This window comes from Rhodococcus sp. NPDC079359, assembly GCF_040702585.1.
Lineage (GTDB): Bacteria > Actinomycetota > Actinomycetes > Mycobacteriales > Mycobacteriaceae > Rhodococcoides.
In genome coordinates this window covers 522,742-548,192 of sequence record NZ_JBFBLH010000001.1, presented here as the reverse complement: position 1 = coordinate 548,192, position 25,451 = coordinate 522,742, and the positions used below count along the sequence as shown (strand labels likewise).

General features: G+C 66.7%; 23 protein-coding genes. 2 read left to right on the top strand and 21 right to left on the bottom strand.

The genetic code is table 11. The annotated features are described in order from the left end of the window. Positions 1-7 precede the first annotated feature (7 nt). From uvrC to rpe, 7 genes are all read right to left on the bottom strand, one after another. On the bottom strand, positions 8-2,098 hold the full coding sequence (gene uvrC, locus AB0362_RS02635) for an excinuclease ABC subunit UvrC (protein WP_317784679.1): 2,091 nt from the start codon (positions 2,096-2,098) through the stop codon (positions 8-10). Between the two features lie 71 nt (positions 2,099-2,169). Next, positions 2,170-2,628: a PH domain-containing protein gene (locus AB0362_RS02630; RefSeq protein ID WP_068050542.1), complete on the bottom strand. Its 459-nt coding sequence runs from the start codon at positions 2,626-2,628 to the stop codon at positions 2,170-2,172. Between the two features lie 29 nt (positions 2,629-2,657). Further along, on the bottom strand, positions 2,658-3,155 hold the full coding sequence (ribH, locus tag AB0362_RS02625; RefSeq protein WP_032398003.1) for a 6,7-dimethyl-8-ribityllumazine synthase: 498 nt from the start codon (positions 3,153-3,155) through the stop codon (positions 2,658-2,660). Next, positions 3,152-4,405: a bifunctional 3,4-dihydroxy-2-butanone-4-phosphate synthase/GTP cyclohydrolase II gene (locus AB0362_RS02620; RefSeq protein WP_149405834.1), complete on the bottom strand. Its 1,254-nt coding sequence runs from the start codon at positions 4,403-4,405 to the stop codon at positions 3,152-3,154. Before AB0362_RS02620 ends, ribH begins: the two co-directional genes overlap by 4 nt. Before the next feature lie 86 nt (positions 4,406-4,491). After that, on the bottom strand, positions 4,492-5,103 hold the full coding sequence (locus AB0362_RS02615; RefSeq protein ID WP_366234760.1) for a riboflavin synthase: 612 nt from the start codon (positions 5,101-5,103) through the stop codon (positions 4,492-4,494). Beyond that, complete coding sequence (ribD, locus tag AB0362_RS02610) at positions 5,104-6,135, bottom strand: bifunctional diaminohydroxyphosphoribosylaminopyrimidine deaminase/5-amino-6-(5-phosphoribosylamino)uracil reductase RibD (protein ID WP_366234759.1); 1,032 nt, start codon at positions 6,133-6,135, stop codon at positions 5,104-5,106. After that, positions 6,135-6,809 carry a ribulose-phosphate 3-epimerase gene (gene rpe, locus AB0362_RS02605; RefSeq protein ID WP_366234758.1) on the bottom strand — a complete coding sequence of 225 codons (675 nt, stop codon included), beginning with the start codon at positions 6,807-6,809 and terminating at the stop codon, positions 6,135-6,137. Before rpe ends, ribD begins: the two co-directional genes overlap by 1 nt. Positions 6,810-6,845: 36 nt before the next feature. Here rpe and AB0362_RS02600 point away from each other — a divergent pair, with 36 nt between their 5' ends. Beyond that, positions 6,846-7,235 carry an MmcQ/YjbR family DNA-binding protein gene (locus AB0362_RS02600; RefSeq protein WP_366234757.1) on the top strand — a complete coding sequence of 130 codons (390 nt, stop codon included), beginning with the start codon at positions 6,846-6,848 and terminating at the stop codon, positions 7,233-7,235. Between the two features lie 34 nt (positions 7,236-7,269). Here the strand turns inward: AB0362_RS02600 and AB0362_RS02595 are convergent, their stop codons facing one another. The 3 genes from AB0362_RS02595 to AB0362_RS02585 form a co-directional block, all read right to left on the bottom strand. Further along, entirely contained in the window at positions 7,270-8,739 is a 1,470-nt protein-coding gene (locus AB0362_RS02595) for a transcription antitermination factor NusB (RefSeq protein ID WP_149405838.1), read from the bottom strand. Beyond that, a complete protein-coding gene (gene fmt, locus AB0362_RS02590) occupies positions 8,736-9,659 on the bottom strand; it encodes a methionyl-tRNA formyltransferase (protein ID WP_366234756.1) in 924 nt (307 codons plus the stop codon). The genes AB0362_RS02595 and fmt overlap by 4 nt, the downstream gene beginning before the upstream one ends. Positions 9,660-9,746: 87 nt before the next feature. Continuing rightward, on the bottom strand, positions 9,747-10,469 hold the full coding sequence (locus AB0362_RS02585) for a PadR family transcriptional regulator (protein ID WP_317784739.1): 723 nt from the start codon (positions 10,467-10,469) through the stop codon (positions 9,747-9,749). A 191-nt stretch (positions 10,470-10,660) separates the two neighbouring features. Between AB0362_RS02585 and AB0362_RS02580 the strand changes: the two genes are divergently transcribed. After that, positions 10,661-12,493 carry a diguanylate cyclase gene (locus AB0362_RS02580; RefSeq protein WP_366234755.1) on the top strand — a complete coding sequence of 611 codons (1,833 nt, stop codon included), beginning with the start codon at positions 10,661-10,663 and terminating at the stop codon, positions 12,491-12,493. Here the strand turns inward: AB0362_RS02580 and AB0362_RS02575 are convergent. From AB0362_RS02575 to AB0362_RS02525, 11 genes are all read right to left on the bottom strand, one after another. Then, positions 12,409-13,260, bottom strand: coding sequence for a cyclase family protein (locus AB0362_RS02575; RefSeq protein WP_317784675.1), 852 nt, complete (start codon positions 13,258-13,260; stop codon positions 12,409-12,411). The two genes, AB0362_RS02580 and AB0362_RS02575, sit on opposite strands and share 85 nt — an antisense overlap. Before the next feature lie 79 nt (positions 13,261-13,339). Next, entirely contained in the window at positions 13,340-15,307 is a 1,968-nt protein-coding gene (locus tag AB0362_RS02570; RefSeq protein WP_366234974.1) for a primosomal protein N', read from the bottom strand. A gap of 147 nt (positions 15,308-15,454) precedes the next feature. After that, positions 15,455-16,669: a methionine adenosyltransferase gene (gene metK / locus AB0362_RS02565; RefSeq protein WP_037189390.1), complete on the bottom strand. Its 1,215-nt coding sequence runs from the start codon at positions 16,667-16,669 to the stop codon at positions 15,455-15,457. Positions 16,670-16,850: 181 nt separating this feature from the next. Then, positions 16,851-18,101, bottom strand: a complete 1,251-nt coding sequence (gene coaBC / locus AB0362_RS02560) for a bifunctional phosphopantothenoylcysteine decarboxylase/phosphopantothenate--cysteine ligase CoaBC (RefSeq protein ID WP_317784674.1) — start codon at positions 18,099-18,101, stop codon at positions 16,851-16,853. 23 nt (positions 18,102-18,124) lie between these two features. Beyond that, positions 18,125-18,430: a DNA-directed RNA polymerase subunit omega gene (gene rpoZ, locus AB0362_RS02555; protein ID WP_032377808.1), complete on the bottom strand. Its 306-nt coding sequence runs from the start codon at positions 18,428-18,430 to the stop codon at positions 18,125-18,127. 72 nt (positions 18,431-18,502) lie between these two features. After that, positions 18,503-19,114, bottom strand: a complete 612-nt coding sequence (gene gmk / locus AB0362_RS02550; RefSeq protein WP_366234754.1) for a guanylate kinase — start codon at positions 19,112-19,114, stop codon at positions 18,503-18,505. A gap of 5 nt (positions 19,115-19,119) precedes the next feature. Then, positions 19,120-19,440 (bottom strand): integration host factor, actinobacterial type, encoded by a 321-nt coding sequence (gene mihF / locus AB0362_RS02545; RefSeq protein ID WP_008716579.1) that lies wholly within the window; start codon positions 19,438-19,440, stop codon positions 19,120-19,122. 209 nt (positions 19,441-19,649) lie between these two features. Then, the gene (pyrF, locus tag AB0362_RS02540; RefSeq protein ID WP_188078620.1) at positions 19,650-20,477 is read right to left on the bottom strand and encodes an orotidine-5'-phosphate decarboxylase; all 828 of its coding nucleotides are present in this window, start codon (positions 20,475-20,477) and stop codon (positions 19,650-19,652) included. Then, complete coding sequence (gene carB, locus AB0362_RS02535) at positions 20,474-23,815, bottom strand: carbamoyl-phosphate synthase large subunit (RefSeq protein ID WP_366234753.1); 3,342 nt, start codon at positions 23,813-23,815, stop codon at positions 20,474-20,476. The genes pyrF and carB overlap by 4 nt, the downstream gene beginning before the upstream one ends. Beyond that, positions 23,815-24,945 carry a glutamine-hydrolyzing carbamoyl-phosphate synthase small subunit gene (gene carA / locus AB0362_RS02530; RefSeq protein WP_366234752.1) on the bottom strand — a complete coding sequence of 377 codons (1,131 nt, stop codon included), beginning with the start codon at positions 24,943-24,945 and terminating at the stop codon, positions 23,815-23,817. The genes carB and carA overlap by 1 nt, the downstream gene beginning before the upstream one ends. Continuing rightward, positions 24,942-25,448, bottom strand: coding sequence for a transporter (locus AB0362_RS02525; RefSeq protein ID WP_317547268.1), 507 nt, complete (start codon positions 25,446-25,448; stop codon positions 24,942-24,944). The genes carA and AB0362_RS02525 overlap by 4 nt, the downstream gene beginning before the upstream one ends. Positions 25,449-25,451: the final 3 nt, after the last annotated feature.

Below are 25,451 nucleotides of genomic sequence, written 5' to 3'. Positions count from 1 at the left end.
TCGCTCACTACGAAGCCTGTCCCGCCGATTCCACACGCGGTGCGATCGCATGTTCCGCCGTGTTCTCGCCCGATGTCGTTGCACTTGCGTTGCCATCATCGCCTACATCGGCGTCGTCCGTGTCGGAACCCAGCGCGGCCAGCACCGACTTGGCCGTGGTCTCTCCGATTCCCGGAACCTCGACGATCTCCGCGACCGTCGCACGCTTGAGGTTGGCGACCGAACCGAAGTGTGCCACCAACGCTGTTCGACGCGACTCACCGAGTCCGCGAACCGAATCGAGGGCCGACGCCGTCATCCGCCGTGATCGCTTGCTGCGATGGAACGTGATCGCAAACCGGTGCGCTTCGTCTCGGACCCGTTGCAGCAGATAGAGCGATTCGCTCGTGCGCGGCAGGATGACCGGATCCTCCTCCCCCGGAACCCATACTTCCTCGAGACGCTTCGCCAGACCGACCACAGCGACGTCGGTCACGCCGAGCTCGTCCAGTACCGCTGCGGCGGCGGCCACCTGAGGGGCACCGCCGTCGACGACGAAGAGGTTGGGTGGATACGCGAACTTTCGTGGTCTGCCGGTCTGCGGATCCAAGGCCGCTTCGGGGGCCAGATCGCCCCCTGTCCCCTCGGCCGTACCGTCGGCCGAATGTCGCAGGAATCGGCGACGAGTCACCTCGGCGATGCTCGCCACGTCGTCGGAATGCCCGTCGCCTGCCGCTTCCTTGATCGCGTAGTGGCGGTAGTCGCTCTTGCGGGGCAGTCCGTCCTCGAAGACGACGAGCGAGGCCACCACGTCGGTTCCCTGCACGTGGGAGATGTCGATGCACTCGATACGCAGTGGTGCGGAATCCAGATCCAGCGCCTCCTGAATACCCTGCAGCGCAGCCGATCTGGACGTGAAGTCGCCTGCACGCTTGAGCTTGTGCTGCTGCAGGGCCTCCTTGGCGTTGCGCTCGACGGTCTCGGCCAACGCCTTCTTGTCGCCGCGTTGCGGAACGCGCAAGGTCACGTTCGAGCCCCGGAGTTCACTGAGCCAGACCTGAACCTCGTCGGCGTTGTCCGGCAGGACCGGAACCAGTACTTCCCTCGGGACGGCATTGGATCCACCGTCGTCGCCGCCCGGTGCCTGTGCGGACAGGGCGGCCTGCTCGCCGTAGAACTGCGTCAGGAACTGTTCGACCAGAGCGGGCAGATCGGCCTCGTCCTGGCGTTCGATCACCTCGCCTGCCTTCTCCACCACCCAGCCGCGTTGCCCTCGCACACGGCCGCCGCGGACGTGGAATACCTGAACTGCCGCTTCCAGGGCATCGGTGGCGAAGGCGACGAGATCGGCGTCGGTGCCGTCGCCGAGCACCACTGCCTGCTTCTCCAGTGCTCGACGCAGCGCACCGACGTCGTCTCGCAGACGCGCGGCGGTCTCGAAATCGAGGTCCTCGGACGCAGCCTGCATCTTCTTCTCGAGCTGACGAACGAGCTTGTCCGTCTTACCGGCCAGGAAGTCACAGAAGTCCTCGACGGTGCGCCGATGCTCGTCGGCGCTGACTCGGCCGACGCACGGTGCCGAGCACTTGTCGATGTATCCCAGCAGGCAGGGTCTGCCGATCTGACTGTGGCGCTTCAACACTCCGGTCGAGCACGTGCGCGCGGGGAACACCCGCAACAGAAGATCCAGCGTCTCCCGAATGGCCCACGCGTGCGCGTAGGGGCCGAAATACCGCACGCCCTTGCGCCTCGGTCCGCGGTAGACGAACAGCCGGGGGTATTCCTCGTTCATCGTCACCGCGAGCATCGGATAGCTCTTGTCGTCGCGGTAGCGAACGTTGAACCGCGGATCGAATTCCTTGATCCAGTTGTACTCGAGCTGCAGGGCCTCGACTTCGGTGGTCACCACGGTCCACTCCACCGACGCCGCGGTGGTCACCATCTGGCGGGTGCGAGGATGCAGCGAGGCGATGTCGGCGAAGTAGGAATTGAGCCGACTGCGGAGGCTTTTGGCCTTTCCTACGTAGACGACGCGACCGTGCGGATCGCGGAATTTGTACACCCCCGGCTCCACCGGGATGGTTCCGGTGGCCGGGCGGTAGGTAGCGGGGTCGGACACGGCAACCACGTTAGCCGTCGGGTCCGACGTTCTCCGCATCCGCAGCTCAGCTGTGGTGCGGAGGTCCGACGTCAGTCCCGATCGACCTCGATGTCCGGAACGGAGGCGGCGGGCGCGTACTTGCGTTCGAGGGTGCGGAACTGTCTCACCGCCGCGACCGCGTGGTCACGATCGTTGGACTGGATGGCCATCACGTTGATGAACTCGTCGTCGGGAATGTCGACTCTGGCCCACATGGCTCCGTCCGGGAAAGACAGGCCACGCACCAGATCCCACTCGATGAGACGCTCCGACAACAGGTTCCGTACCGCGACACCGGCCGGCCCGACGCGAATGCGCGGGCGCGTCAGCACCAGTGCCAGGCCTCCCAGAAGGACTCCGATTCCCGCCATCGCGAGCTGGTCGGCGGTTCTGAAGTACACCCCGGTCGGCGACACTCGCAGCAGGACGGCGACGGTCGAGTGAGCCACCACGAGCAGTACCGCGGTCGCGATGGCGTAGCGGGCCGACTTACGCGACTTCACCACCATGTCCCACTCGGCGGACGGTGCGCTGCCGGTCACGTGAACTCCTGATTCGTCCAGGGTTGGCGGAGGTGCTTGAGAGTCAGCGCCGTGTCGATCGCGGCCGCCGTGGCCTGAGCGCCCTTGTCCTCGAACGAACCGGGCAGTCCGGCGCGATCGAGCGCCTGCTGCTCGTCGTTGGTGGTCAGCACACCGTTGGTGACCGGAGTGCCCTCGTCGAGCGAGACACGCGTCAGCCCGGCCGTCACGGCGTCGCACACGTACTCGAAATGTGGTGTGCCCCCACGGATGACGACGCCGAGAGCGACGACGGCGTCGTGGTTGCGGGCCAGCGCCTGCGCGACGACGGGCAGTTCGATGGCTCCGGCGACACGGATGACCGTGACGTCCTCGATCCCCGCCGACTCGGCTTTGCGAAGTGCACCGTCGAGCAGCGCCTGGGAGATCTTCTGGTGCCATTGACCGGCCACGATCGCCAGCTTGAGATCACTCGCGCCTGCCAGCTGCAGGGTGGGTTCGCCTTCGCCGCTCATGAGGTGGTCCCATTTTCGAAGTCGTCGAGCCCGGTGAGGTCGTGGCCCATGCGGTCGCGCTTGGTGCGCAGGTAGGTGAGGTTCTCGGCGTTGGCGCGCAACGGCATCGGCACTCGCTCGGTGACGTGCAACCCGTAGCCGTCGAGTCCCACTCGTTTGGCGGGGTTGTTGGTCAGCAACCGCATCGAGGACACGCCGAGGTCGACGAGGATCTGGGCACCGATTCCGTAGTCGCGCGAGTCGGCGGGGAGTCCGAGCTGCAGGTTGGCGTCGACGGTGTCGGAGCCTGCGTCCTGGAGTTGGTAGGCCTGGAGCTTGTGCAGCAGACCGATGCCGCGACCTTCGTGTCCGCGCATGTACAGCACGATGCCGCGGTCCTCGGCGGCGACCATTTCCAGCGCCGCGTCCAGCTGTGGTCCGCAGTCGCAGCGCAGTGATCCGAACACGTCGCCGGTGAGGCACTCGGAGTGCACTCGAACGAGCACGTCGTTGCCGTCCCCGTCGGGGCCCGCGATGTCGCCGCGGACGAGCGCGACGTGCTCGACCTCGTCGTAGATGCTCTGGTAGCCGACAGCGCGGAACGTGCCGTGGCTGGTGGGGATTCGGGCGTCGGCGACGCGAACGACGTGCTTCTCGTGCTTGCGACGCCAGGCGATGAGGTCGGCGATGGAGATGAGAGCGAGGTCGTGTTCGTCGGCGAAGACGCGCAGTTCGTCGGTCTGTGCCATCGCGCCCTCGTCCTTCTGGCTGACGATTTCACAGATGACGCCTGCAGGCCTCAGATCTGCCATGCGGGCGAGGTCGACGGCCGCCTCGGTGTGGCCGGGGCGACGCAGCACTCCACCGTCCTTGGCGCGCAGGGGTACGACGTGGCCTGGTCGGGTGAAGTCGTTGGCTCCGGTGTCGGGATCGGCGAGCAGTCGCATCGTGGCCGCCCGGTCGGAGGCCGAGATTCCGGTGCCGATGCCTTCGCGGGCGTCGACGGTGACGGTGTACGCGGTGCCGTGCTTGTCCTGATTGGTGGCGAACATCGGTGGCAGGCCCAGGCGGTCGCAGTCCTCACCGGAGAGCGGAACGCACAGGTAACCGGAGGTGTAGCGGACCATGAAGGCGACCAGTTCGGGGGTGGCCTTCTCGGCGGCGAAGATGAGGTCGCCTTCGTTCTCGCGGTCCTCGTCGTCGACGACCACCACTGCTTTGCCCGCAGCGATGTCCGCAACTGCGCGCTCGATACTGTCGAACCTGGTCACCACGGTGTGCTCCATACGTCTCGGGCCTGGCTCAGCGCCCTGGAAATTCTCCGATGCACCATCGATTGCGTGCACGTCAACAGTACTTACTGCGCGTCGATCGTCTGCAGCCGCTCCACGTACTTGGCGATGACGTCGACTTCGAGGTTGACCGGCGTTCCGACCTCGGCCGTGCCGAGAGTGGTCAGGTCGAGGGTGGTGGGGATCAGCGAGATCTCGAACCAGTGCGCACCGTCGTCGGTGCCGAGTCCGGAGACGGTGAGCGAGACGCCGTCGACGGTGATCGAGCCCTTCTCGACGACGTAGCGTGCGACCGAGGTGGGCAACGCGATGCGCACGACCGTCCAGTTCTCCGACGGGGACCGGCCGATGATGGTCCCGGTGCCGTCCACATGGCCTTGCACCAGGTGCCCACCGAGACGGCTGCCGAGCGCGGCTGCCCGCTCAAGGTTGACGCGGCTGCCCACGTCGAGGGCACCGAGGCTGGAGCGGTTCAGAGTTTCCTGCATGACGTCGGCGGTGAATCCGCCGTCCGGCAGCACCTCGACGACGGTCAGGCAGACGCCGTTCACGGCGATGGAGTCGCCGTGGCCTGCATCGGAGGTCACCACCGGTCCGCGGACGGTGAACCGCGCGGCGTCGGGAAGTTCGTCCTTGGCCACGATCTCGCCGAGCTCTTCGACAATTCCGGTGAACATCTACTTCGCTCCTTCGGGCACGACGCCGATCAGAATGTCGTTGCCGATCATGGTCACTGTCTCCGTGCGGAACCGAATTGCGTCGGCAATTGTTCCGATACCCGCATTCTCCACCGCTGCGGGCCCGCTGCCCAATACGGCCGGCGCGACGTACGCCACGACGCGGTCTACGAGCCCCGCGGCGAGGAACGCTCCGGCCAACGTCGGACCGCCTTCGAGCTGGATGTCGGTGTGCTCGTGCAGAGCGTCGATCACGGCGGCGGGATCGTGTGTGTCCAGGAACACGGTGGGTGCGTCGGATCCACGGATTGCCGCGGTCGACGGAATCGGCCGCGATCCGACGACGACGCGCACCGGTTGGTGGGGTGCAAGGGTCCCGTCGGGACGTCGTGCGGTCAGGCGCGGGTCGTCGGCCAAGACGGTCCCGGAACCGACGACGATCGCGTCGAGCTTGGCCCGTTCGGCGTGAACGTGCGCCCGGGACTGCGGTCCGGTGATCCACTGGCTCGTGCCGTCCGCAGCCGCGCTACGTCCGTCGAGGGTGGCGGCATACTTCCACGTCACGTGCGGCCGCCCGGTGCGTTGCTTGTGCAACCAGGCTCGCAGCGGCCCCTGCCGCACCTCGGTCTCGCCGGTCCCCTGGTCGACGCGAATGCCCGCCGCTCGCAGGGCTACCCCGCCGCCCGATGCGAGCGGATTCGGATCTGCGACGGCGTGCACGACCGCGGCGATGCCTGCAGCGATCAGGGCCTGTGAGCACGGTCCGGTGCGGCCGGTGTGGTTGCAGGGTTCGAGGGTCACCACCGCGGTACCGCCGCGAGCTCGGTCCCCGGCCTCGGCCAGCGCGACGATTTCGGCGTGTGGCCCGCCGGGCGGGCGAGTCGAACCGATGCCGACGACGATGCCGTCGGCATCGAGGATCACCGCGCCGACCGGGGGGTTGGGACTGCTGATGCCCCGGGCGGCTTCGGATGCCTCGACGGCGAGGGCCATGGCGTCCGCGACGGACAGTGCTGCGCCCCGGCCGTTCATTACGACAGGTGGTGTGATGCGCGGGCGGCGCGGGCTCGGAGGTCGCGCACGGCGACCGCAGGGTCGGCGGTGTTGTAGACGGCAGATCCGGCCACGAAACAGTCGATTCCGGCCTCCGCGGCCTGCTCGATCGTGTCGGAGTTGATGCCGCCGTCGATTTCCACAATCAGTCTGAGATCACCGGAATCGACAAGTGCCCGAACAGCTTTCGTTTTGGAGAGCACCTCGGGCATGAACGACTGTCCGCCGAAGCCCGGCTCCACGCTCATCACCAGCAGGGTGTCGAAGTCGCGCAGGATCTCGAGGTACGGCTCGATGGGTGTTCCGGGCTTGACGGACAGGCCCGCTTTCGCACCCGCGGCGCGGATATCGCGTGCCACGGCTGACGGGTCGTCGGTTGCCTCGGCGTGAAAAGTGACGTTGTACGCCCCAGCCTCGGCGTAGGGCGGAGCCCAGCGGGCCGGGTCCTCGATCATCAGGTGGCAGTCGAGGGGGATGTTCGTCGCCTTCAGCAAGCTCTCCACTACCGGCAGACCCAGGGTGAGGTTCGGCACGAAGTGCGCGTCCATGACGTCGACGTGCAGCCAGTCGGCTCCGGCCACCGCCTCGGCTTCGGCAGCCAGACGAGCGAAATCAGCGGACAGGATCGAGGGGGCAATCATCGGGGAAACCACGATTGACGAGCCTAGCCCAGCCGGTATCGTTCGCCCATGACCACCATGGATTACGCGGCGACGGTGATCGCCGAGTTGCCCGAGGTCACCGAGGGTGTTCGGTACGGCCATCCGGCGTGGTCGGTGGGCAAGAACGTGTTCGCGTGGATTCGGCCGTTCAGCAAGGCCGATCTGAAGCGATTCGGCAGCGAGATCCCGCCCAGCGGGCCGATCCTCGCGGTCCGCACCGCTGATCTGAACGAAAAGGAAGCCATCCTCGCAGCCCACCCGCGGGCGTGCTTCACCATCCCGCATTTCGACGGGTTCGCCGCCGTTCTGGTCGACATCGACAACACCGGCGACGACGAACTGCGAGAACTGATCGTCGACGGCTGGCTCGTCTACGCCCCGAAGGATGTGGCCGAGACGTTCCTGGCCGGCGACTGATCACATCGGCTTTCCGGTCACATCGGTTTGCTGGTCACATCGGTTTACGCAGCGCCGCCATGAACATTGCATCCGTGCCGTGTCGGTGCGGCCACAGTTGCACGGACGTACCGTCACCGAGTTGTGGCACGCCCGGCACCAGCTCACGGGTATCGAGCGGCTCGACGCCGTAGCGGCGGATCGCGTCGGCGACGACGGCCGTGGTTTCGGACAGATGCGGCGAGCAGGTCGAGTACAGCACCACCCCACCGGGGCGAACCAGCTCTATTGCCGCTGCCAGCAGTTCTTTCTGCAGTGTGACGAGTGCCGCCACGTCGGAAGGTTGTCGACGCCAGCGTGCTTCGGGCCTGCGGCGCAGGGCACCGAGTCCGGTGCACGGCGCATCGACGAGCACTCGGTCGTAGCCGCCGTCGAGTCCGGACGCTCGACCGTCGACGGTGTGCACCGTCACCGGAAGATCCTTCGTCGTCTTCGACACCAGATCGGCTCGGTGCGGGGTCGGTTCGACGGCGTCGACCGTGGCACCGTCGATCTCGGCGATGGCACCGATCAGGGCAGCTTTACCGCCCGGTCCAGCGCAAAGGTCCAGCCACCGGCCACCGTCCTCGCCGACGAGCGGTGCCAGGGTGAGCGCCCGGCCGACGAGTTGACTGCCTTCGTCCTGCACTCCGGCCAACCCGTCACGGACGGCGTCGATCTTGCCGGGATCACCGCCGTCGAGGTGCACGGCGTACGGCGAATAGGGCCCCTCTTCTCCCCCGGTGATCAGCGCCAGTTCTTCGGCGGAGATCTCACCGGGCCGGGCGACCAGATGCACCGAGGGGCGCGCGTCGTCGGCCTCGAGGACAGCGGCGAGTTCACCGGCGTCGGCACCGAGCGCATCGGCGAAGGCCTGCGCGATCCACTTGGGATGCGCGTACTCGAACGCGAGGTGACCGACGGGATCGACCCCCGCCTCGGGCGCAAGTTCGTCGACCCACTGCGCCGCCGTGCGTTCGGACACGCGCCGCAATACGGCGTTGACGAAACCTGCTTTGCCGGAACCGAATTCGGACCGAGCCAGGTCGACCGACGTGGCGACGGCGGCGTGAGGAGCCACCCGGGTACGCAGCAGTTGGTATGAGCCGAGCCGCAGAATGTCGAGTAGTGGTCCGTCGATCTCGGCGGCGGGCCGACCGGCGGCGTGGGCGATCACGGCGTCGAGCACACCACGCGCTCGGGACGCGCCGTACGCGAGTTCGGTGGCCAGTGCCGCGTCGCGTGAGTCCAGCTTGCGCTCTCGCAGCAAACCGGGCAGCACGAGGTTGGCGTAGGCATCCCGCTCGCGAACGGCCTTCAGCACGTCCCTGGCCGCGCGACGGGCCGGATCTATCGCGTCGACGGCACGAGGTCCCCCGCCCTGCGGGGGCCGGTTTCCCTTCGGACCACGCGCACCGGGCGACTTCTTGGTGGTCTTTCGGGCCGGACTCGACTCGCGCTTTCGAGGCCTGTCGGGTTCTGTCATCGCGCTACCGCCGTATCGTCCAGCCGAGCGCCGCGCGCCCAGTCGAGTGCCTTCATGAGCTTCTTGCCCTGCGGTTGAACTTCGCCGAGAACCACTGCCGTCGTACCCGTTCCGACGTGCACGCCGGACTTGCGCACCTCGATCGAACCTGGCGCGAGCGTGTCCTCGGAGTGCTGAACCGGTGAGATCTTGACGCGGAGTTCACCGATCGTCGTCCATGCGCCAGGTGCGGGGGTGACCGATCTGATGTGCCGATCGACGAATGCAGCAGACCGCGTCCAGTCGATGCGTGCGGCGTCGACGCTGACCTTGCTCGCGTAGGAGATCCCGTCCTCGGGCTGCGGATGCGCCGATGCCGTCCCGTCCTCGATCGCGTCGAGGGTGGCAGCGAGTAGGTCCGCTCCGCTCGACGCCAGCCGGGTGAGCAGGTCCCCTGTCGTGTCGGTTGCGCGTACCCGCTCGGTGACGACGCCGAGTACCGGGCCGGTGTCCATTCCCGCGTCGAGCAGGAAGGTGGAGGCACCGGTGATCTCGTCGCCTGCGGCGATGGCGGCCTGTACCGGCGCGGCACCTCGCCACGCGGGCAGCAACGAGAAGTGCAGATTGATCCAGCCGAAGCGAGGGATGTCCAGCACCGGCTGCGGCAGCAGTGCCCCGTACGCGACCACCGGACACACGTCGGGTGCGAGTTCGGTGAGCTGTGAGACGAAAACCGGATCCGAGGGCTTCGCGGGCGTGAACACGGGGATTCCGTGCTCGTCGGCCAGCTGCCCGACCGGTGACCGCATCGTCTTGCGACCTCTACCGGCAGCGGCGTCGGGCCGAGTCACCACGGCGATCACCTCGTGGCGTTCGGACTCGAGCAGTGCCCGCAGCGACGGGACCGCGGGCTCCGGTGTACCGGCAAAGACGACGCGCACTCGAGCAACTCCCTGGGATGGACGAAAGGATCTCGGGTGTCCATCCTAGGGAGTCGCGAGCACTGCGGACGATTCCGCACCTGCCGGTCACGGCGCGTCGGGGGCGTCGACCGTGTCGTCGGGATCTCGATCGGTCGAACCGTCCTCGGCGAGTATCCGATACAGCGACCTGCGGGCTTCGGTGAGAATCTCGGCGGCCTGCTCCACCTGTTTCGGTGTGCCCACTCCGGCGACCTGACCGGCTGCGCCCATCAACTGGCCGATGAGCGCCCGCAGATCCCGGGCGTCGACTCCGACGGACTCTGCCACGTCGTCCCACGGGCTGCCCAGTTCGGCACGATGGGCCTCGATATGCGTTCGACCCTCGTCGGTCAGTGCAGCGGTCTTGCGACCGGCCACCTTGTCGATGAGGACCAGGCCCTCGTCTTCGAGTTGCGACAGAGCCGGATAGATGGAGCCCGGGCTCGGCTTCCAGGTGCCGTTGCTCTTCTCGGCGATCTGCTGGATCAGTTCGTATCCGTGCATCGGACGTTCCTCGAGCAGCAGGAGGATTGCAGCGCGCACGTCCCCGCGACGCCCTCGCCCTCCCCGACCGCGACCTCGACCGAAATCTGCGTTCGGCCCGAAACCACCGGGACCGAAGCCGGGGCGCATGCCTTCCGGTCCCCGTCCGAACGGCCCACCGGCACCGTGCCTGCTCCGTTCACCGTGACCTCTCCTGCCGCGGCCGCGCTCTCGTGGACCGTGATCGTCCGACGGGCCGCGGTCCTCACTCTGCGCGACCCACATCTGGAACGGCGCGCCACGCATGTGTCGACGTGCTCCTGCGCGACGTCCGAATTCGTGTGCGAATCCTTCGAATGCGTAATTCATGTCTTGCTCCTTCGTATCGATTGACATGTCGACGATATATCGACAATAGATCTTTGGCAAGGTCCAGAGGCAACCTCCACGTTTCCCGACTGCGAGGAACGCGCCCCGGATGGCTCACGCTCGCTAGGATGACGCGGTCGGTACGAGCTCTCGTCCAACGGACCGAAACAGCGGCCGGCTCTACCGCGCTCGCGCAACCGCGCTCGCGCACCAACGAGGGAGGCCGTATGGCCGGATCGACGAGGCGACGCGTGACCGTCGTGCTCGGATGCGTCCTCGCCATCGTCCTGCTCGCCGGCTCCGACGTTCTCGGCCAACGAACCTCCGTATTGATCGACGACATCGCACAGCTCGCGGGAGGTATCACCGCGACGATCGTCTGCTGGCGGACGGCCTCGAGAAGAACGGGCACCGAACGGCAGTGGCGCGTTCTGATGGCCGCCGGAATGGCCTGCTGGAGTGCAGGCATGGCGGTCTGGGCCTTCTATCGATCCGCTCTCGACATGCCGCTGCCGACCGCGTCCGTCGCCGACGTCGGATTCTTTCTCTTCCCGATCTTCGCCGTGCCTGCCCTGCTGGCCTTCGTCGGCCCTTCGCCCTGGCGGGCTGCCTCGAGTGCACGCCATGTCTGGGTGATGTCGTTGCTCGACGGGGCCGTCGTCGTCGGGTCGCTCTTCGTTCTCTCCTGGGCAACCGTGCTCGGCGCGGTCGTGCATTCGTCGGAATCCGACTCGATCGAGTTCCTGGTGGCGATCATGTACCCCATCACCGACCTGGTACTCGTGGCCATGATCGTGCTGCTCGCCGTGATCCCGAGGATCGCCGCGCGATATCGGACGCAGCTCACCCTGCTCGGCACCGGAATCCTCATGATGGCGATATCCGACAGCATCTACGCGTATCTCGTCGCCACCGGTGCGGACTTCATGCCGGTTCTGACCGACGGCGGATTCATCGCAGGCACAGCGCTCATCGCCCTCGCGGCCGCTGCCCCGAGGACCGTGGACGACAACCCGGCACCGCGTGACTCGTCGACACACGGCTCGTCGCCGTACGGATCGGAGCCCACCGAGTCGGACTGCACCGAGGCCGTCACCGGCGCGAGAACGCAATTGCTGTTGCCGTACGCACTCATGGGTGCGATCGGGATCGTGTTGGCGATACTGCGTGTGCAGACCGGGGCGCTGGACTCGACTGTGGTGGTACTCGGGGTTGCAGTGGTGTTGCTCTCACTCGTTCGCCAGGTGATCACCCTGGTGCAGAACGACAATCTGCTGCGGAGCCTGACTCGGGCGCAGGCCGAGTTGACGTACCGCGCGCATCACGACGGGCTGACCGGATTGCTCAACCGGTCGTCGTTCGACGAGCACCTTCGGGCGGCGGTGCACGACGCCCGAGCGGGCCGGGGCCGCGCCGTCCTGCTCCTGATCGACCTCGACGACTTCAAGAGCGTCAACGACAGATTCGGACATGGTGGCGGCGACCGACTACTGGTCGAACTTGCACGCCGCCTCGACCGATGCGTCGTGGACGGAGTAGTGGCGCGCTTCGGCGGCGACGAGTTCACCGCCCTGGTGTACGCCGACCTCGATGCCGGTCGCGCGACGGCGGTCCGCATCGCCGAGACGATGCGGACCGCCCACGAGATCGACGGCCATTCGGTGTCGGTCGGCGTGTGCGTGGGCGTGGTGCAGATCGGTCAGCTCGACCGCACACCCCACGACACCACGACCGTGGCCGGCTCCGACACCGCCGACGAGGACGAGCTGATGCGGCTGGCCGATCGAGCGATGTACGAGGCCAAACGCGAGGGCAAGGCCGGCATCTACGCCTACGACACCGCGGGTGCACTCACCGCGGTGCCGAGCACCTCCGATCAGGCGACCCTGGGGACCAGGCCGAAAATGGTTGCAGGTGAACCGGATCCGGCTCGGTTGATCGGGCCGCCGACCAGAACGTAGGCACCCGTGGTAGGAATCGACTCCAGATTGGTCAGGTTCTCCAGGCTGATCCGACGCCGGTCGTAGAGCTTGACCGACACCGGATAGGTGTCGTCGTTGCCCAGATCGGGCCCGAAGGTGTCGGTGCCGAGGGCACCTCTTTCGGCTAGCCTGCCCGTGTCGATCAACCACTGTGCTGCCTCCGGAGAGAACCCGGGTTGGTGCGTCACACCGTCCGCGTCCGCGTTGGCGTACGCATCGGTCCCCCAGCGTGACGCCCATCCGGTCCACAGAACGACAGCCGCCCCTGGCGGAATGGCACCGTTGACTGCTTCCCAGTTCTGCAGGTCGGCCACGGTCACGGCGTAGTCGGCGTCGGCCGCCGCCCGATCACGAATGTCGATCTTCACCGCGGGCAGAAACAGATCCTCCGGATCGAGCTGGTCGGCGGTCAGCCCACCTTCCTGGAAGTGCGCGGGTGCGCCCCAGTGCGTGCCGGTGTGCTCGCCCTCCTTGACGTACTGGAGGTAGAAGCCGTCGTCTGCGACGGTGAACGCCGTCTCGAGCGAGAATTCGGGATCGCCGGGAAAGATCGGGGTGAGCGCCGGATCGTTGACGTGTGACAGGGACACGATCCGTAGCAGTCGGTCCAACGGAACGGTCGGTGTCGGTGGCTGCGCCGAGCCGGTACCGGGCAGGGCGTCGGCGGTGGCAGGTGCGGCCAGACGGGCACCGATCACCACTGCCAAACCTGTTGTCGCACGGCGAAAGAGCTGCCTTCTCTTCATGTCCCCGACCCACCTTTCATCGGCGCCCCGTGCGCCGCCCCGAGGCAACCCTAGGCCACGTCGAGCCGGGACGGCGGAATCAGCCGATTCGAATCGGGTCTATCTGGACCCGCACTCCGCCGCCGAGTTTCTTGGCACTGCGCGATGCCTGCGCGGTGGCCAGTGCCCGCGCCAACGCCGCCCCGGTGCTGCGCGGCACGCGTATCAACAACCGCTGCACATCACCGGGAAGTGCGTCCTCACCGCCGCCCGCCGGCGCCCGTTGGCCGTCCGGCAGATCGACCGGACCGAGTATTTCCACCGACTCGGGCAGATCTGCGCTCTCCACCAGCGCGGTGATCGCATCGGTGGTTCCGTCGACGGCCGCAACGTGCACGGCAGGCGGGAACCGTACCTCCACTCGCTCGTCCAACTGACTTCTGGCGTGCCACAGCGGGTCCCAGCGAACCAGTGCCTGCACCGTGGGTATCTCGGACTCGGCGACGACGACCACTCGGCCGCCTGCCGTGCCCGGCCGAACCAAAGCGGCGGCGGTCATCCACCGACGCAGTGTCTCCTCGGCCGCGCGCAGGTCTGCCCGGCCGAGCAGGGCCCAGCCGTCCAGCAAGAGGGCCGCACCGTATCCACCGTCGACCGTCGGCTCGGCACCGACGGTGGACACGACGAGACCGGCACCGGGTCGGACGGCGTCGAGCACGGCGGCGCCTCCCGAGTTGTGAACCGGTACACCGGGAAATGCCCGTCCGAGTTCTTCGGCGGTGCGGCCCGCGCCGATCACGACCGCACGCAGGTTGCGCGATCCGCATACCGTGCACCGATGCGCGGTGTCTGCGATTCCGCACCACGAGCACGTCGGACTCCCTGCTCCGTCGCTCCCCGGGGCCGACGGCAGCGCCAACGGACCGTTGCACCGGCGACACCGAGCCGGATGTCGACACTTCGCGCACGCCAGTGACGGCACATAGCCCCCGCGCGGAACCTGAACCAGCACAGGCGAATCGGCCTTCAGCGCGGCCCGCGCCGCCTCGAACGCGATCGCGGGCAACCGGGCGACACGGGCTGCCGGATCCCGCGCGAGCGCATGGTCCGAGTCGGCCAAGGCCACCACGTGGGGTTGACGCTCACGGACAAGCTCACGTGGAGCCACCAGGTCGTGTGCCCAACCGGAATCCACGAGAGCTTCCGCCTCCGCTGTCCGCGCATGTCCGCCGATGACCACCGCGGCTGCGGAGACGTGCGCTCGCAGCAACGCCACTTCTCGGGCATGCGGATACGGCGAACGGGGCTCGGCGAAACTGTCGTCACCGTCGTCCCAGATGGCGATCATGCCGAGAGTGGACACCGGAGCGAACACGGCGCTTCGTGTCCCCACCACGACGACCGGGCCCGATCGCAGACCACGCAACCATTGCCGATACCGCTTCGCCGGGCCCAAACCGGCCGACAGCGCCACCACCCGGTCGGCACCGAGCAGAGCCGTGCAGGCCGTCTCCAGACGATCGAGGTCTCGCTGATCGGGCACCACGACCACCGCGGACCGACCGCCGGCCACGGTCACGGCGGCGGCCTCCGCCAACCGCACCGGCCACAGCTCACCGGGCAACGCCTGCCATACCGCGCGCGGTATGCGTCCCGACGCCAACGCCTCGAGGAAGTTCGAGCCGTGGGTGTAGGCCGACCAGGCTGCCCGGTCGATGTCGGGCTCGGCCGGGGGCTCGACGGCGGGTGTCTGTTCCGCCTCGACTCGGGCGTGGCGAGCCGGGATCGCCAGCCGCAGCACGTCCGCCCTGGTCCCGGCGTATCGATCGGCCACCGCCACGGCCAGTTCAGCGATCTCCGGAGTCAGAACCTGCTCCGCGGACACCACCCGATCGAGCCAGCCGAGCTTGCCGGAATGCTCGGTCTCGGCCAGTCTGGCCAGCACGAAACCGTCGACCAGCCGGCCCGCGAACCGCACCCGAACTCGGACACCCGGCTGAGCATCATTGCTCACCTCTTCGGGCACGAGGTAGTCGAACTCGCGGTCGAGATGCGGCAGCGGCAACATCGGAAGAATGCGCGCGATCGGGAGATCCGACGCCGCCACCCGCGCTACGCCCGCCACCGCACCTCCTCCTCGATTCTCACCCCACACTCGATGTCGGAGCACCGAGTCGGTGCGAGCAGGGTACGTGCAGAACGGTCGAAACCGAACTCAGAGTCCGGCAGCCTCCCGGAGCTTGCCGGCGCGGTCGGTGGACTCCCACGGAAGATCGATGTCGGTGCGGCCGAAGTGACCGTACGCCGCGGTGGGCGCGTAGATCGGTCGCAGCAGGTCCAGATCACGAATGATGGCACCGGGACGCAGGTCGAACACCTCGCTGATCGCCGCCTGAATGCGCGCGGGATCGGTCTTCTCGGTGCCGAACGTCTCGACGAACAACCCGACCGGTGCCGCCTTGCCGATGGCGTACGCCACCTGGACCTCGATGCGATCGGCGAGACCGGCAGCAACAGCGTTCTTCGCGACCCAGCGCATCGCGTACGCAGCACTGCGGTCCACCTTGGACGGGTCCTTGCCGGAGAACGCACCGCCACCGTGCCGTGCCATGCCGCCATAGGTGTCGACGATGATCTTGCGGCCGGTCAGTCCGGCGTCGCCCATCGGTCCACCGAGGACGAACTTTCCGGTGGGATTGACCAACAGACGCACGTTGGACGTGTCCAGTGTCGGCACGTCCAACTCGGCGAGCACCGAGCCCAGCACCTTCTCACGAATGTCGGGAGTGAGCAGGTTGTCGAGATCGATGTCGGCTGCGTGCTGAGTCGAGATCACGACGGTGTCGAGACGAACGGCATTGTCACCGTCGTACTCGATCGTCACCTGCGTCTTGCCGTCCGGACGCAGGTACGGCAGCACTCCGCTCTTGCGGACCTCGGTCAGTCGCCGAGAGAGCCGGTGCGCCAACGCGATCGGCAGCGGCATCAGCTCGGGAGTGTCGGTGTTGGCGTAGCCGAACATCAACCCCTGATCCCCCGCGCCCTGACGGTCGATCTCGTCGTCGGACAGTCCCTCGACTCGGGCCTCGTGCGAGTGATCGACGCCCTGAGCGATCTCGGGAGACTGCGCGCCGATCGCGACGTTGACACCGCACGAATTTCCGTCGAACCCCTTGGCCGACGAGTCGTACCCGATCTCGAGCACCTTCTCGCGCACGATCTTGGGGATGTCGGCGTATGCGGTGGTGTTGACCTCACCCGCGACATGCACCTGGCCGGTCGTGACCAGAGTCTCCACGGCCACACGGGCACGCGGATCCTCCGTCAGCAGAGCATCGAGAATGGAATCGCTGATGGCGTCACAGATCTTGTCGGGGTGACCCTCTGTGACGGACTCGCTGGTGAAAAGCCGACTACCGGACTTGCTCACGGACTTCCTCTCGACGCATGTTCCTGCCCGACCCGACGCCTCGCGCCGGTCGGGCACTCCACGAAAATTGACGTTCCTTCGGTGTTATCGCCCCTGCCGGAGCCGCGCAAACCTCTACGGCACTACACGTGGTGCCCAGCACGGTAGCCGGTACGACATCGATCGTGCACTCTCGGCATCGTCACGAATTCGACTTCGGTCGAGCACTCCGCGCATCGAGCATCTGCGCCACAGAATCCAGCACGCGGCTCGCGAGGAGTGCTTTCGAGCCCTCGCCGAGCGCCGCTTCGGAACCGTCGGAACCGAGCAGCCAGCCGTCGTTGTGGTCGACCTCGAACGCCTTGCCGTCCCCGACGGCGTTGACCACGAGCAGGTCGCAGCCCTTGCGTTCGAGCTTGGCCCGCGCGTACGTCAGCACGTCTCCGTTCGCGTCCCCGGTCTCGGCGGCGAATCCGACGATGACCGTCGACGGTTCGAGTTCACCGTCGCGGCGAGCGGACACGAGGCCGGCGAGTATGTCGTCGTTGCGGACCAGCGGGATCGACGACGGTTCGTCGGCCCCCTTCTTGATCTTGCTGCCCGCGATGGATTCGGGGCGGAAGTCGGCGACCGCGGCCGCCATCACCACGGCGTCGACACCGACGGCAAGTTTGCGAACGGCTTCCTGCATGTCCGACGCCGTCTTGACGTGCACCACGTCGACCGCGGCCGGGGCGTCGAGGTCGCTGGTGTACCCGGCGACCAACGTCACCTGGGCTCCTCGTTGCGCTGCCACTCGCGCAAGCGCATATCCCTGCTTGCCCGAGCTTCGGTTGCCCAGAAAACGAACCGGATCGAGAGGCTCGCGAGTGCCCCCGGCAGAGACAAGAACACGACGTCCTTCGAGATCCCGAGGGAGCGCATCCCCTCGCTCGGTCACCAGCATGGAGAGCGCAAAGATCTCGTCCGGCTCCGGTAGCCGACCCGACCCGGTGTCTCGCCCGGTCAGACGCCCCGATGCCGGTTCGATCACGTGTGTACCGCGAGAACGAAGGGTCGCGACGTTGGCGACCGTCGCGGGGTGCTCCCACATCTCGGTGTGCATCGCCGGGGCCAGGACCACCGGGCACCGCGCCGTGAGCAGGGTGGCCGTCAGAAGATCGTCCGCACGTCCCCCGGCGATGCGGGCCATGAGGTCCGCGGTGGCGGGCGCGACGACGACGAGGTCTGCCTCCTGACCCAGTCGCACATGCGGGACTTCCGGCACGTCCGCGAAGACGCCGGTGTGCACCGGTTGGCCGGACAACGCCTCGAATGTCGCGCGCCCGACGAACTCCAGGGCGGATGCGGTCGGGATCACCCGGACCTGGTGCCCGCTCTCGGTGAAACTGCGGATGAGCGAACAACTCTTGTAGGCGGCGATACCTCCGCCGACTCCGACGACAACGTGCAAGTCAGATGTCCTCTGTGAGGTTCTTATTCGCCTTCGGTGTGCTCGAGCAGGTCCGCGTGGATCTCGCGGAGAGCGATCGACAGCGGCTTCTCCTGCAGACCCGGCTCGACCAACGGTCCCACGTACTCGAGGATGCCGTCACCGAGCTGGTTGTAGTAGTCGTTGATCTGGCGGGCACGCTTGGCTGCGTAGATCACGAGGGCGTACTTGGACGAGGTGCGGGCGAGCAGCTCGTCGATGGGCGGATTGGTGATGCCGAGCGGCGTGTCGTAGGCCGGCAGAGCGCTGCGTCCGTCGAAGTCGGAAACGGCCGCTGAAATGCTGCTCACTGATGATCTCCTGAAATTGCATCGTTGGTGCTACGAACTAGCTGGTCGGGGCCTCGTGCGCCGTGAAAATGGTCAGCTGTTGCCGGCCGACGACCTACCGACCAACAAGGATACCAACTGTTCGCACGAATGGTCGACATCGGTATTGACAACCACCGTGTCGAACTCGTCCTGTGCGGCCAATTCCACCCGTGCGGTCTCCAATCTCCGCTCGGTGGCCGCGCTCTCCTCGGTCGCGCGCCCGACCAGACGAGAGACGAGGTCGTCCCACGTCGGTGGAGCCATGAACACCAGCATCGCCTCGGGCTTGGACACCCGCACGGCACGGGCACCGGCCAGATCGAGCTCGAGCAACACCGGGCTACCCGCCTCCAGCGCGGCCTCCACCGGTGCGGCCGGAGTCCCCGACCGCTGCAGACCACCGTGAATGCTCGCCCACTCGAGCAACTCGTCGTCGGCGATCATCCGATCGAACTCGCCGGCCGACACGAAGTGGTAATCCTGACCGTCCACCTCACCGGGCCGCGGTGCTCGCGTCGTGACCGACACGCTGAACACCAGCTCGGGCAGCGCAGCACGCACGAGCCGAACGACACTGGACTTGCCGACGCCGGAGGGGCCGGACAACACCACCAACCGGCCGCGCTCGATCTCCGGGACCGATGTCGCCGCAGTGTCACTCACCGTCGTCAGGCCTCGAAATCGAACTTCGTCAACAGCGCCTTGCGCTGCCGATCTCCGAGACCGCGCAGTCGACGGGTGGGCGCGATCTCCAATTCCGTCATCAGCTCCGCGGCCTTGACCTTGCCCACCTTCGGCAGGGCCTCGAGCAACGCGGAGACCTTCATCTTTCCGAGAATCTCGTCCGTCTCGGCATCCGTGAGCACCTGCTTGAGATCGGTGCCACCGCGCTTGAGGCGCTCCTTGAGCTCGGCGCGCGCTTTCCTGGCGATCGCTGCCTTCTCGAGGGCAGCGGCACGCTGCTCGGGCGTCAACTGGGGAAGGGCCACTGTCGGTTCCTCCGTCTTCTCGTTCTGGGCGATACGACGTGCACGATCGCTGTCGGCACGTCGACCATCGATGTTCCACTGCCACGGACCACGTTCATCGGCGCTCCACACCGGCGATCCGCACTGTTCGTCGGCAGCGCTAGCGACCGTACCGACGACTGCCGCTCACCGCTAACCCGGCCCCGAATGCCGGAGCACGGCAGCGTCGACTATGCGAGACCGGCTTCGATCTCGTCGCGCAACCGCGTCGCCGCGTCGCGCAATGCCGTCACCGACGGGCCTGCCGCCAGGACACCCCGAGAGGAGTTGGGAAGCAACAGCTCACGCGAATCGCGGAAGATCTCCGCGAGATCTGCAACCGTTGCTCCCTGCGCTCCCAGACCCGGCGCGAGTATGGGTCCGGTGTAGTTCGACAGGTCGAGACCGTGATCACGAGTGGCACCGACGACCAAGCCCACCGTGTCGGCGTCGACGCGGTTGCGCTTCCCCGCCGCGTCGACGATCGACTGAGCCACCGTCTCGCCGTCCGAGGTCGCCGCCTGCTGCAGGGCCGAGCCCTCCGCATTCGAGGTCCGAGCCAGCACGAACAGACCGCGCCGGTGTCGCACCGCTCGATCGACGGTCTCCCCCAGTGAATCGAAGCCCAGGTACGGCGACACCGTCACAGCATCCGAGGACAACGGAGAATCGGGTTCCAGCCAGGCCTGCGCGTACGCATCCATCGTGGTTCCGATGTCGCCGCGCTTCGCATCGGAGATCACCATGGTGCCCGCATCCCGAAGCACACCGACAGTGCGTTCGAGCACCGCATACCCGGCAGATCCGTACGCCTCGAAGAACGCCACCTGAGGCTTGACGATGGCCACCTCGCCGACGAACGCCTCGACGCACAGCTCGGCGAACACTTCGAGACCGTCCGCCGAGCGAGGCAGGTCCCACGCCTCGAGCAGCGCCGGGTGCGGATCGATTCCGACACACAGTCGACCACGGGCCGCAACCGCGGCGCGCAACCGATCCGACCAGGTGTGATGGCTCACTCCACTCCCAGCCCCTGCTTCAGACCGGCGTGCAGGTCCTGCAACGAGCGAACACCGATTCCTCCGGCGATGCCGGCTTCGATGCCCTGCACTGCTGCCGACGCACCCTGCACCGTGGTGATGCACGGAATGTTCTGCGCAACTGCCGCGCTACGGATCTCGTACCCGTCGACGCGGGGGCCGGAGTTGCCGTACGGGGTGTTGATCACCATGGCGATGTCACCGGCGAGTATCCGGTCGACGATGGTCCGCTCCCCTGCGGGCACGTCCTCACCGGACTGCTTGTAGACCTGCTCACATTTGATTCCGTTGCGCCGCAACACATCTGCGGTTCCTTCGGTCGCCAGGATCGTGAAGCCCAGATCCGCCAGTCGCTTCACCGGGAAGATCAGTGATCGCTTGTCCTTGTTGGCCACCGATACGAACACCGCGCCACCCGCGGGCAACGAGCCGTACGCCGCAGTCTGACTCTTGGCGAAAGCGGTACCGAAATCGAAGTCGATTCCCATCACCTCACCGGTGGACTTCATCTCCGGGCTCAGCAAGGTGTCCACTCCGGTCCCGTCCGCGCGGCGGAACCGGTTGAAGGGCAACACCGCTTCCTTGACGGCGATCGGGGATCCGGCCGGGACGGTGCCACCGTCGCCGTTCTCGGGCAGGATTCCCGCGCTCCGGAGTTCGGCGATGCTCTCCCCGAGCATGACGCGAGCGCAGGCCTTCGCGAGCTGAACTGCCGTCGCCTTGGACACGAACGGAACCGTACGGCTCGCGCGAGGATTGGCTTCGAGGACGTACAGGATGTCGTCCTTGAGTGCGTACTGCACGTTGAGCAGACCGCGTACGCCGATGCCCTTCGCGAGCGCCTCGGTGGACCGTCGGACGTTCTCGATGTCGGTCTTGCCCAGCGTGATCGGCGGCAACGCACAGGCCGAGTCGCCGGAGTGGATACCGGCCTCCTCGATGTGTTCCATGATGCCGCCGATGTAGACCTCGGTGCCGTCGCACAGTGCGTCGACGTCGATTTCGACTGCGTCTTCGAGGAACCGGTCGACCAGCACCGGACGGTCGTCCGAGATCTCCGTCGCGTTGGAGATGTACGTGGCCAGCGACGCCTCGTCGTACACGATCTCCATGCCGCGTCCGCCGAGCACGTAGGACGGGCGCACCAGCACCGGGTAACCGATTCCGGCGGCGATCTCACGGGCTCCGTCGAACGTCGTTGCGGTGCCGTACTTCGCTGCCGGCAATCCGGCTGCGTCGAGCACCTTGCCGAACTCGCCCCGGTCCTCGGCGAGATCGATGGCCTCGGGCGACGTTCCGACGATCGGGACACCCGCGGCCTTCAGTCGCTTGGCCAGTCCGAGCGGGGTCTGACCGCCGAGCTGGACGATGACGCCTCGCACCGTGCCCGACGCGGCCTCGGCCCGGTACACCTCGAGGACGTCCTCGAAGGTCAGTGGCTCGAAGTACAGGCGGTCGGCGGTGTCGTAGTCGGTGGAGACGGTTTCCGGGTTGCAGTTGACCATCACCGTCTCGTACCCGGCCTCGGACAGTGTCTGCGCCGCGTGCACACAGCTGTAGTCGAATTCGATGCCCTGACCGATGCGGTTGGGACCCGAGCCCAGGATAAGCACCTTGGGGCGGTCCGGCTGCGGGGCCACCTCGGATTCGGCGTCGGGGTCGAGTTCGTAGGTGCCGTAGTGGTACGGCGTCTTGGCCTCGAACTCTGCGGCGCAGGTGTCGACCGTCTTGTAGACCGGATGCACACCGAGCTCGGTACGCAGCGCACGCACACCGTCCTCACCGCCGAGTTCGGGACGCAGAGCGGCGATCTGTCGGTCGGACAGTCCGTGGTACTTCGCCTGACGCAGCAGCGCCTCGTCGAATTCGGCCGCCTCGCGGACCTGGACGCCGAGTTCGTGGATCTGCTGGAACTGATCGAGGAACCAGGGGTCGATCTTGGTGGCCTCGAAGAGCTGCTCGAGGGTGGCGCCCATCGCGAAGGCCTTCTCGATCCCGTACATCCGACCGTCCTGAGGAACGGACAGGTCCTTCAGCAGAGCGTCGAGGCTCTCGGCCTCGACCTCGGGGCCGGTCCAGTACCCCGCGCGCTTGGTTTCGAGCGAGCGCATCACCTTGCCGAATGCCTCGGTGAAGTTGCGGCCGATGGACATCGCTTCACCGACGGACTTCATCGTCGTGGTCAGCGTGCCGTCGGCACCGGGGAACTTCTCGAACGCGAACCGCGGTGCCTTGACGACCACGTAGTCCAGGGTCGGCTCGAAGCAGGCCGGGGTCTCGCGGGTGATGTCGTTGACGATCTCGTCGAGGGTGTAGCCGATGGCCAGCTTGGCGGCCATCTTCGCGATCGGGTAACCGGTTGCCTTCGATGCCAGTGCCGACGAGCGCGACACGCGGGGGTTCATCTCGATGACGACGAGGCGGCCGTCCGCCGGATCCATCGCGAACTGGATGTTGCAGCCACCGGTGTCGACGCCCACCTCACGCAGGATGTCGATGGAGAGGTCACGCATCTTCTGGTACTCGCGGTCGGTCAGCGTCATGGCCGGGGCGACGGTCACCGAGTCGCCGGTGTGCACGCCAACTGGGTCCACGTTCTCGATGGAGCACACGATGACCACGTTGTCGCGGCCGTCGCGCATGAGCTCGAGCTCGTATTCCTTCCAGCCGAGGATGGACTCCTCGATGAGGACGTTCGCCGTGGGCGAGGCGGCCAGCCCGCCGCCGGCGATCCGGGTCAGATCCTCGTCGTTGTAGGCCAGTCCCGAACCCAGACCACCCATCGTGAACGACGGCCGGACGACAACCGGGAAGCCGAGCTCGGCAACGGTCGCACGGACCTCGTCCATCGTGTAGCAGACGGCCGACTTGGCGGATTCGCCACCGACCTTGGCCACGATGTCCTTGAACTTCTGGCGATCCTCGCCGCGCTGGATGGCGTCGAAGTCGGCACCGATCAGCTCGACGCCGTACTTGGTGAGAATGCCCTGATCGTGCAGTGCGACAGCGGCATTGAGTGCTGTCTGCCCACCGAGCGTGGCGAGCACGGCCTGGATGGGGTGGCCCTGCTCGGCCTCGCGGGCGAAAATCTTCTCGATGAACTCCGCGGTGATCGGCTCGACGTAGGTGGCGTCGGCGAACTCGGGGTCGGTCATGATCGTCGCGGGGTTGGAGTTGACGAGGCTGACGCGCAGTCCCTCCTCGCGCAGCACTCGGCAGGCCTGGGTGCCGGAGTAGTCGAACTCACAGGCCTGACCGATGACGATCGGGCCGGATCCGATGACCAGGACGTGGTTCAGGTCTGTGCGGCGTGGCATTACTTCTTCTCCTGAAGGACGCTGGTGAAACGGTCGAAGAGGTAGGCGGCGTCGTGTGGACCGGCCGCGGCCTCGGGGTGGTACTGCACGGAGAAGGCGCTTCCACTGATCAGTTCGACGCCTTCGACGGTGTCGTCGTTGGCGCAGGTGTGGCTGATGCGGGCGCGGCCGAAGTCGGTGTCGAACTCCTCGCCCGCTTCGCCTTCGAGTGCGAATCCGTGGTTCTGCGCGGTGATCGCGATGCGTCCGGTGGTGTGCTCGATGACCGGGATGTTCATGCCGCGGTGGCCGAACTTCATCTTGTAGGTGCCACGGCCCAGTGCCCGCCCGAAGATCTGATTTCCGAAGCAGATACCGAACAGCGGCAGCTCACGTTCGAGTACCTGCCTGGTCAACGCGACGCTGGTGTCCGCCGTGGCCGGGTCGCCCGGTCCGTTGGAGAGGAAGACACCGTCCGGGTTCAGTTCCAGAACCTGCTCGATGGTGGTGTTCGAAGGCACCACGTGCACGCGGATACCGCGCTCGGCGAACATCCGCGGAGTGTTGGTCTTGATACCGAGATCGACTGCGACGACGGTGAACCGAGCATCACCGGACGGCTCGATGGTGTAGCCGGCTCCGGTGGTCACTTCACCGGCGAGGTCGGCACCGAGCATGGACGGCTGACCGACCACCTGCTCGAGCATCTCCTCCGAGGTGCCGAGTGCGTCGCCGGAGAACACTCCCGCTCGCATCGATCCGCGGGTGCGCAGGTGCCGTACCAGGGCGCGTGTGTCGATTCCGGCGATGCCCACCACGTTCTGGGCCTCGAGCTGATCCTGCAGAGTTCCTGTCGAGCGCCAACTCGAGGTGCGGCGCGCCGGATCTCGAACGACGTATCCGGCGACCCAGATCTTGTTGGGATCCTGGGCGCTGGCGGCTTCACCGTCCTCCTGGTTCCAGCCGGTGTTGCCGATCTGCGGCGCGGTCGCGACGACGATCTGTCGGTGATAGCTCGGGTCGGTCAGTGTCTCCTGGTACCCGGTCATTCCGGTACAGAACACGGCCTCGCCGAGGGTGCGCCCCTGTGCGCCGAATGTGGTGCCGCGGAATGTCCGGCCGTCCTCCAGAACAAGAACTGCGCTGCTCACGCGGTTTCCTCCTTGGTTTCTCCGGTGGAACTCGCTGTCCACACCGGGTAGATCTGCTTGTCGTCGGCCCGGAAGCCGGTGTCTATCTCGGTCCCCGTCGGGAGCTCCCAACGAATGACCAGAAGCCCGTCCTTGGTCATGACCTTGCCCGCCAACCCGCGCTCGGTGCGGATCGCACGGATCGATTCCGCTGGAATCCAGATGGGAGATTCACCGTCTCGATCGAGCAGAATGCCCTTCTCGTATCGCGACAGTTCGCCGGTGGCGCGATGGCCGATGTCGCCGACGGCGATGCGGTCCTGCCAGCTCGGCGCGATGGTGCTGCCGACGTACAGGCCGGTGGCCGGCTCGATGTGAGTGGCACCCAGATTTTCGGGCACGGCCGGGAATTCACCGATTCGCTCTTCCTGACGCTTCTGCCGTCCTCGCCAACCCCAGAAGATCAGGGCGATCATCAGCGCCCAGAACAGGACGAATCCGATGACGATGAGAACTCTGTCCACGGC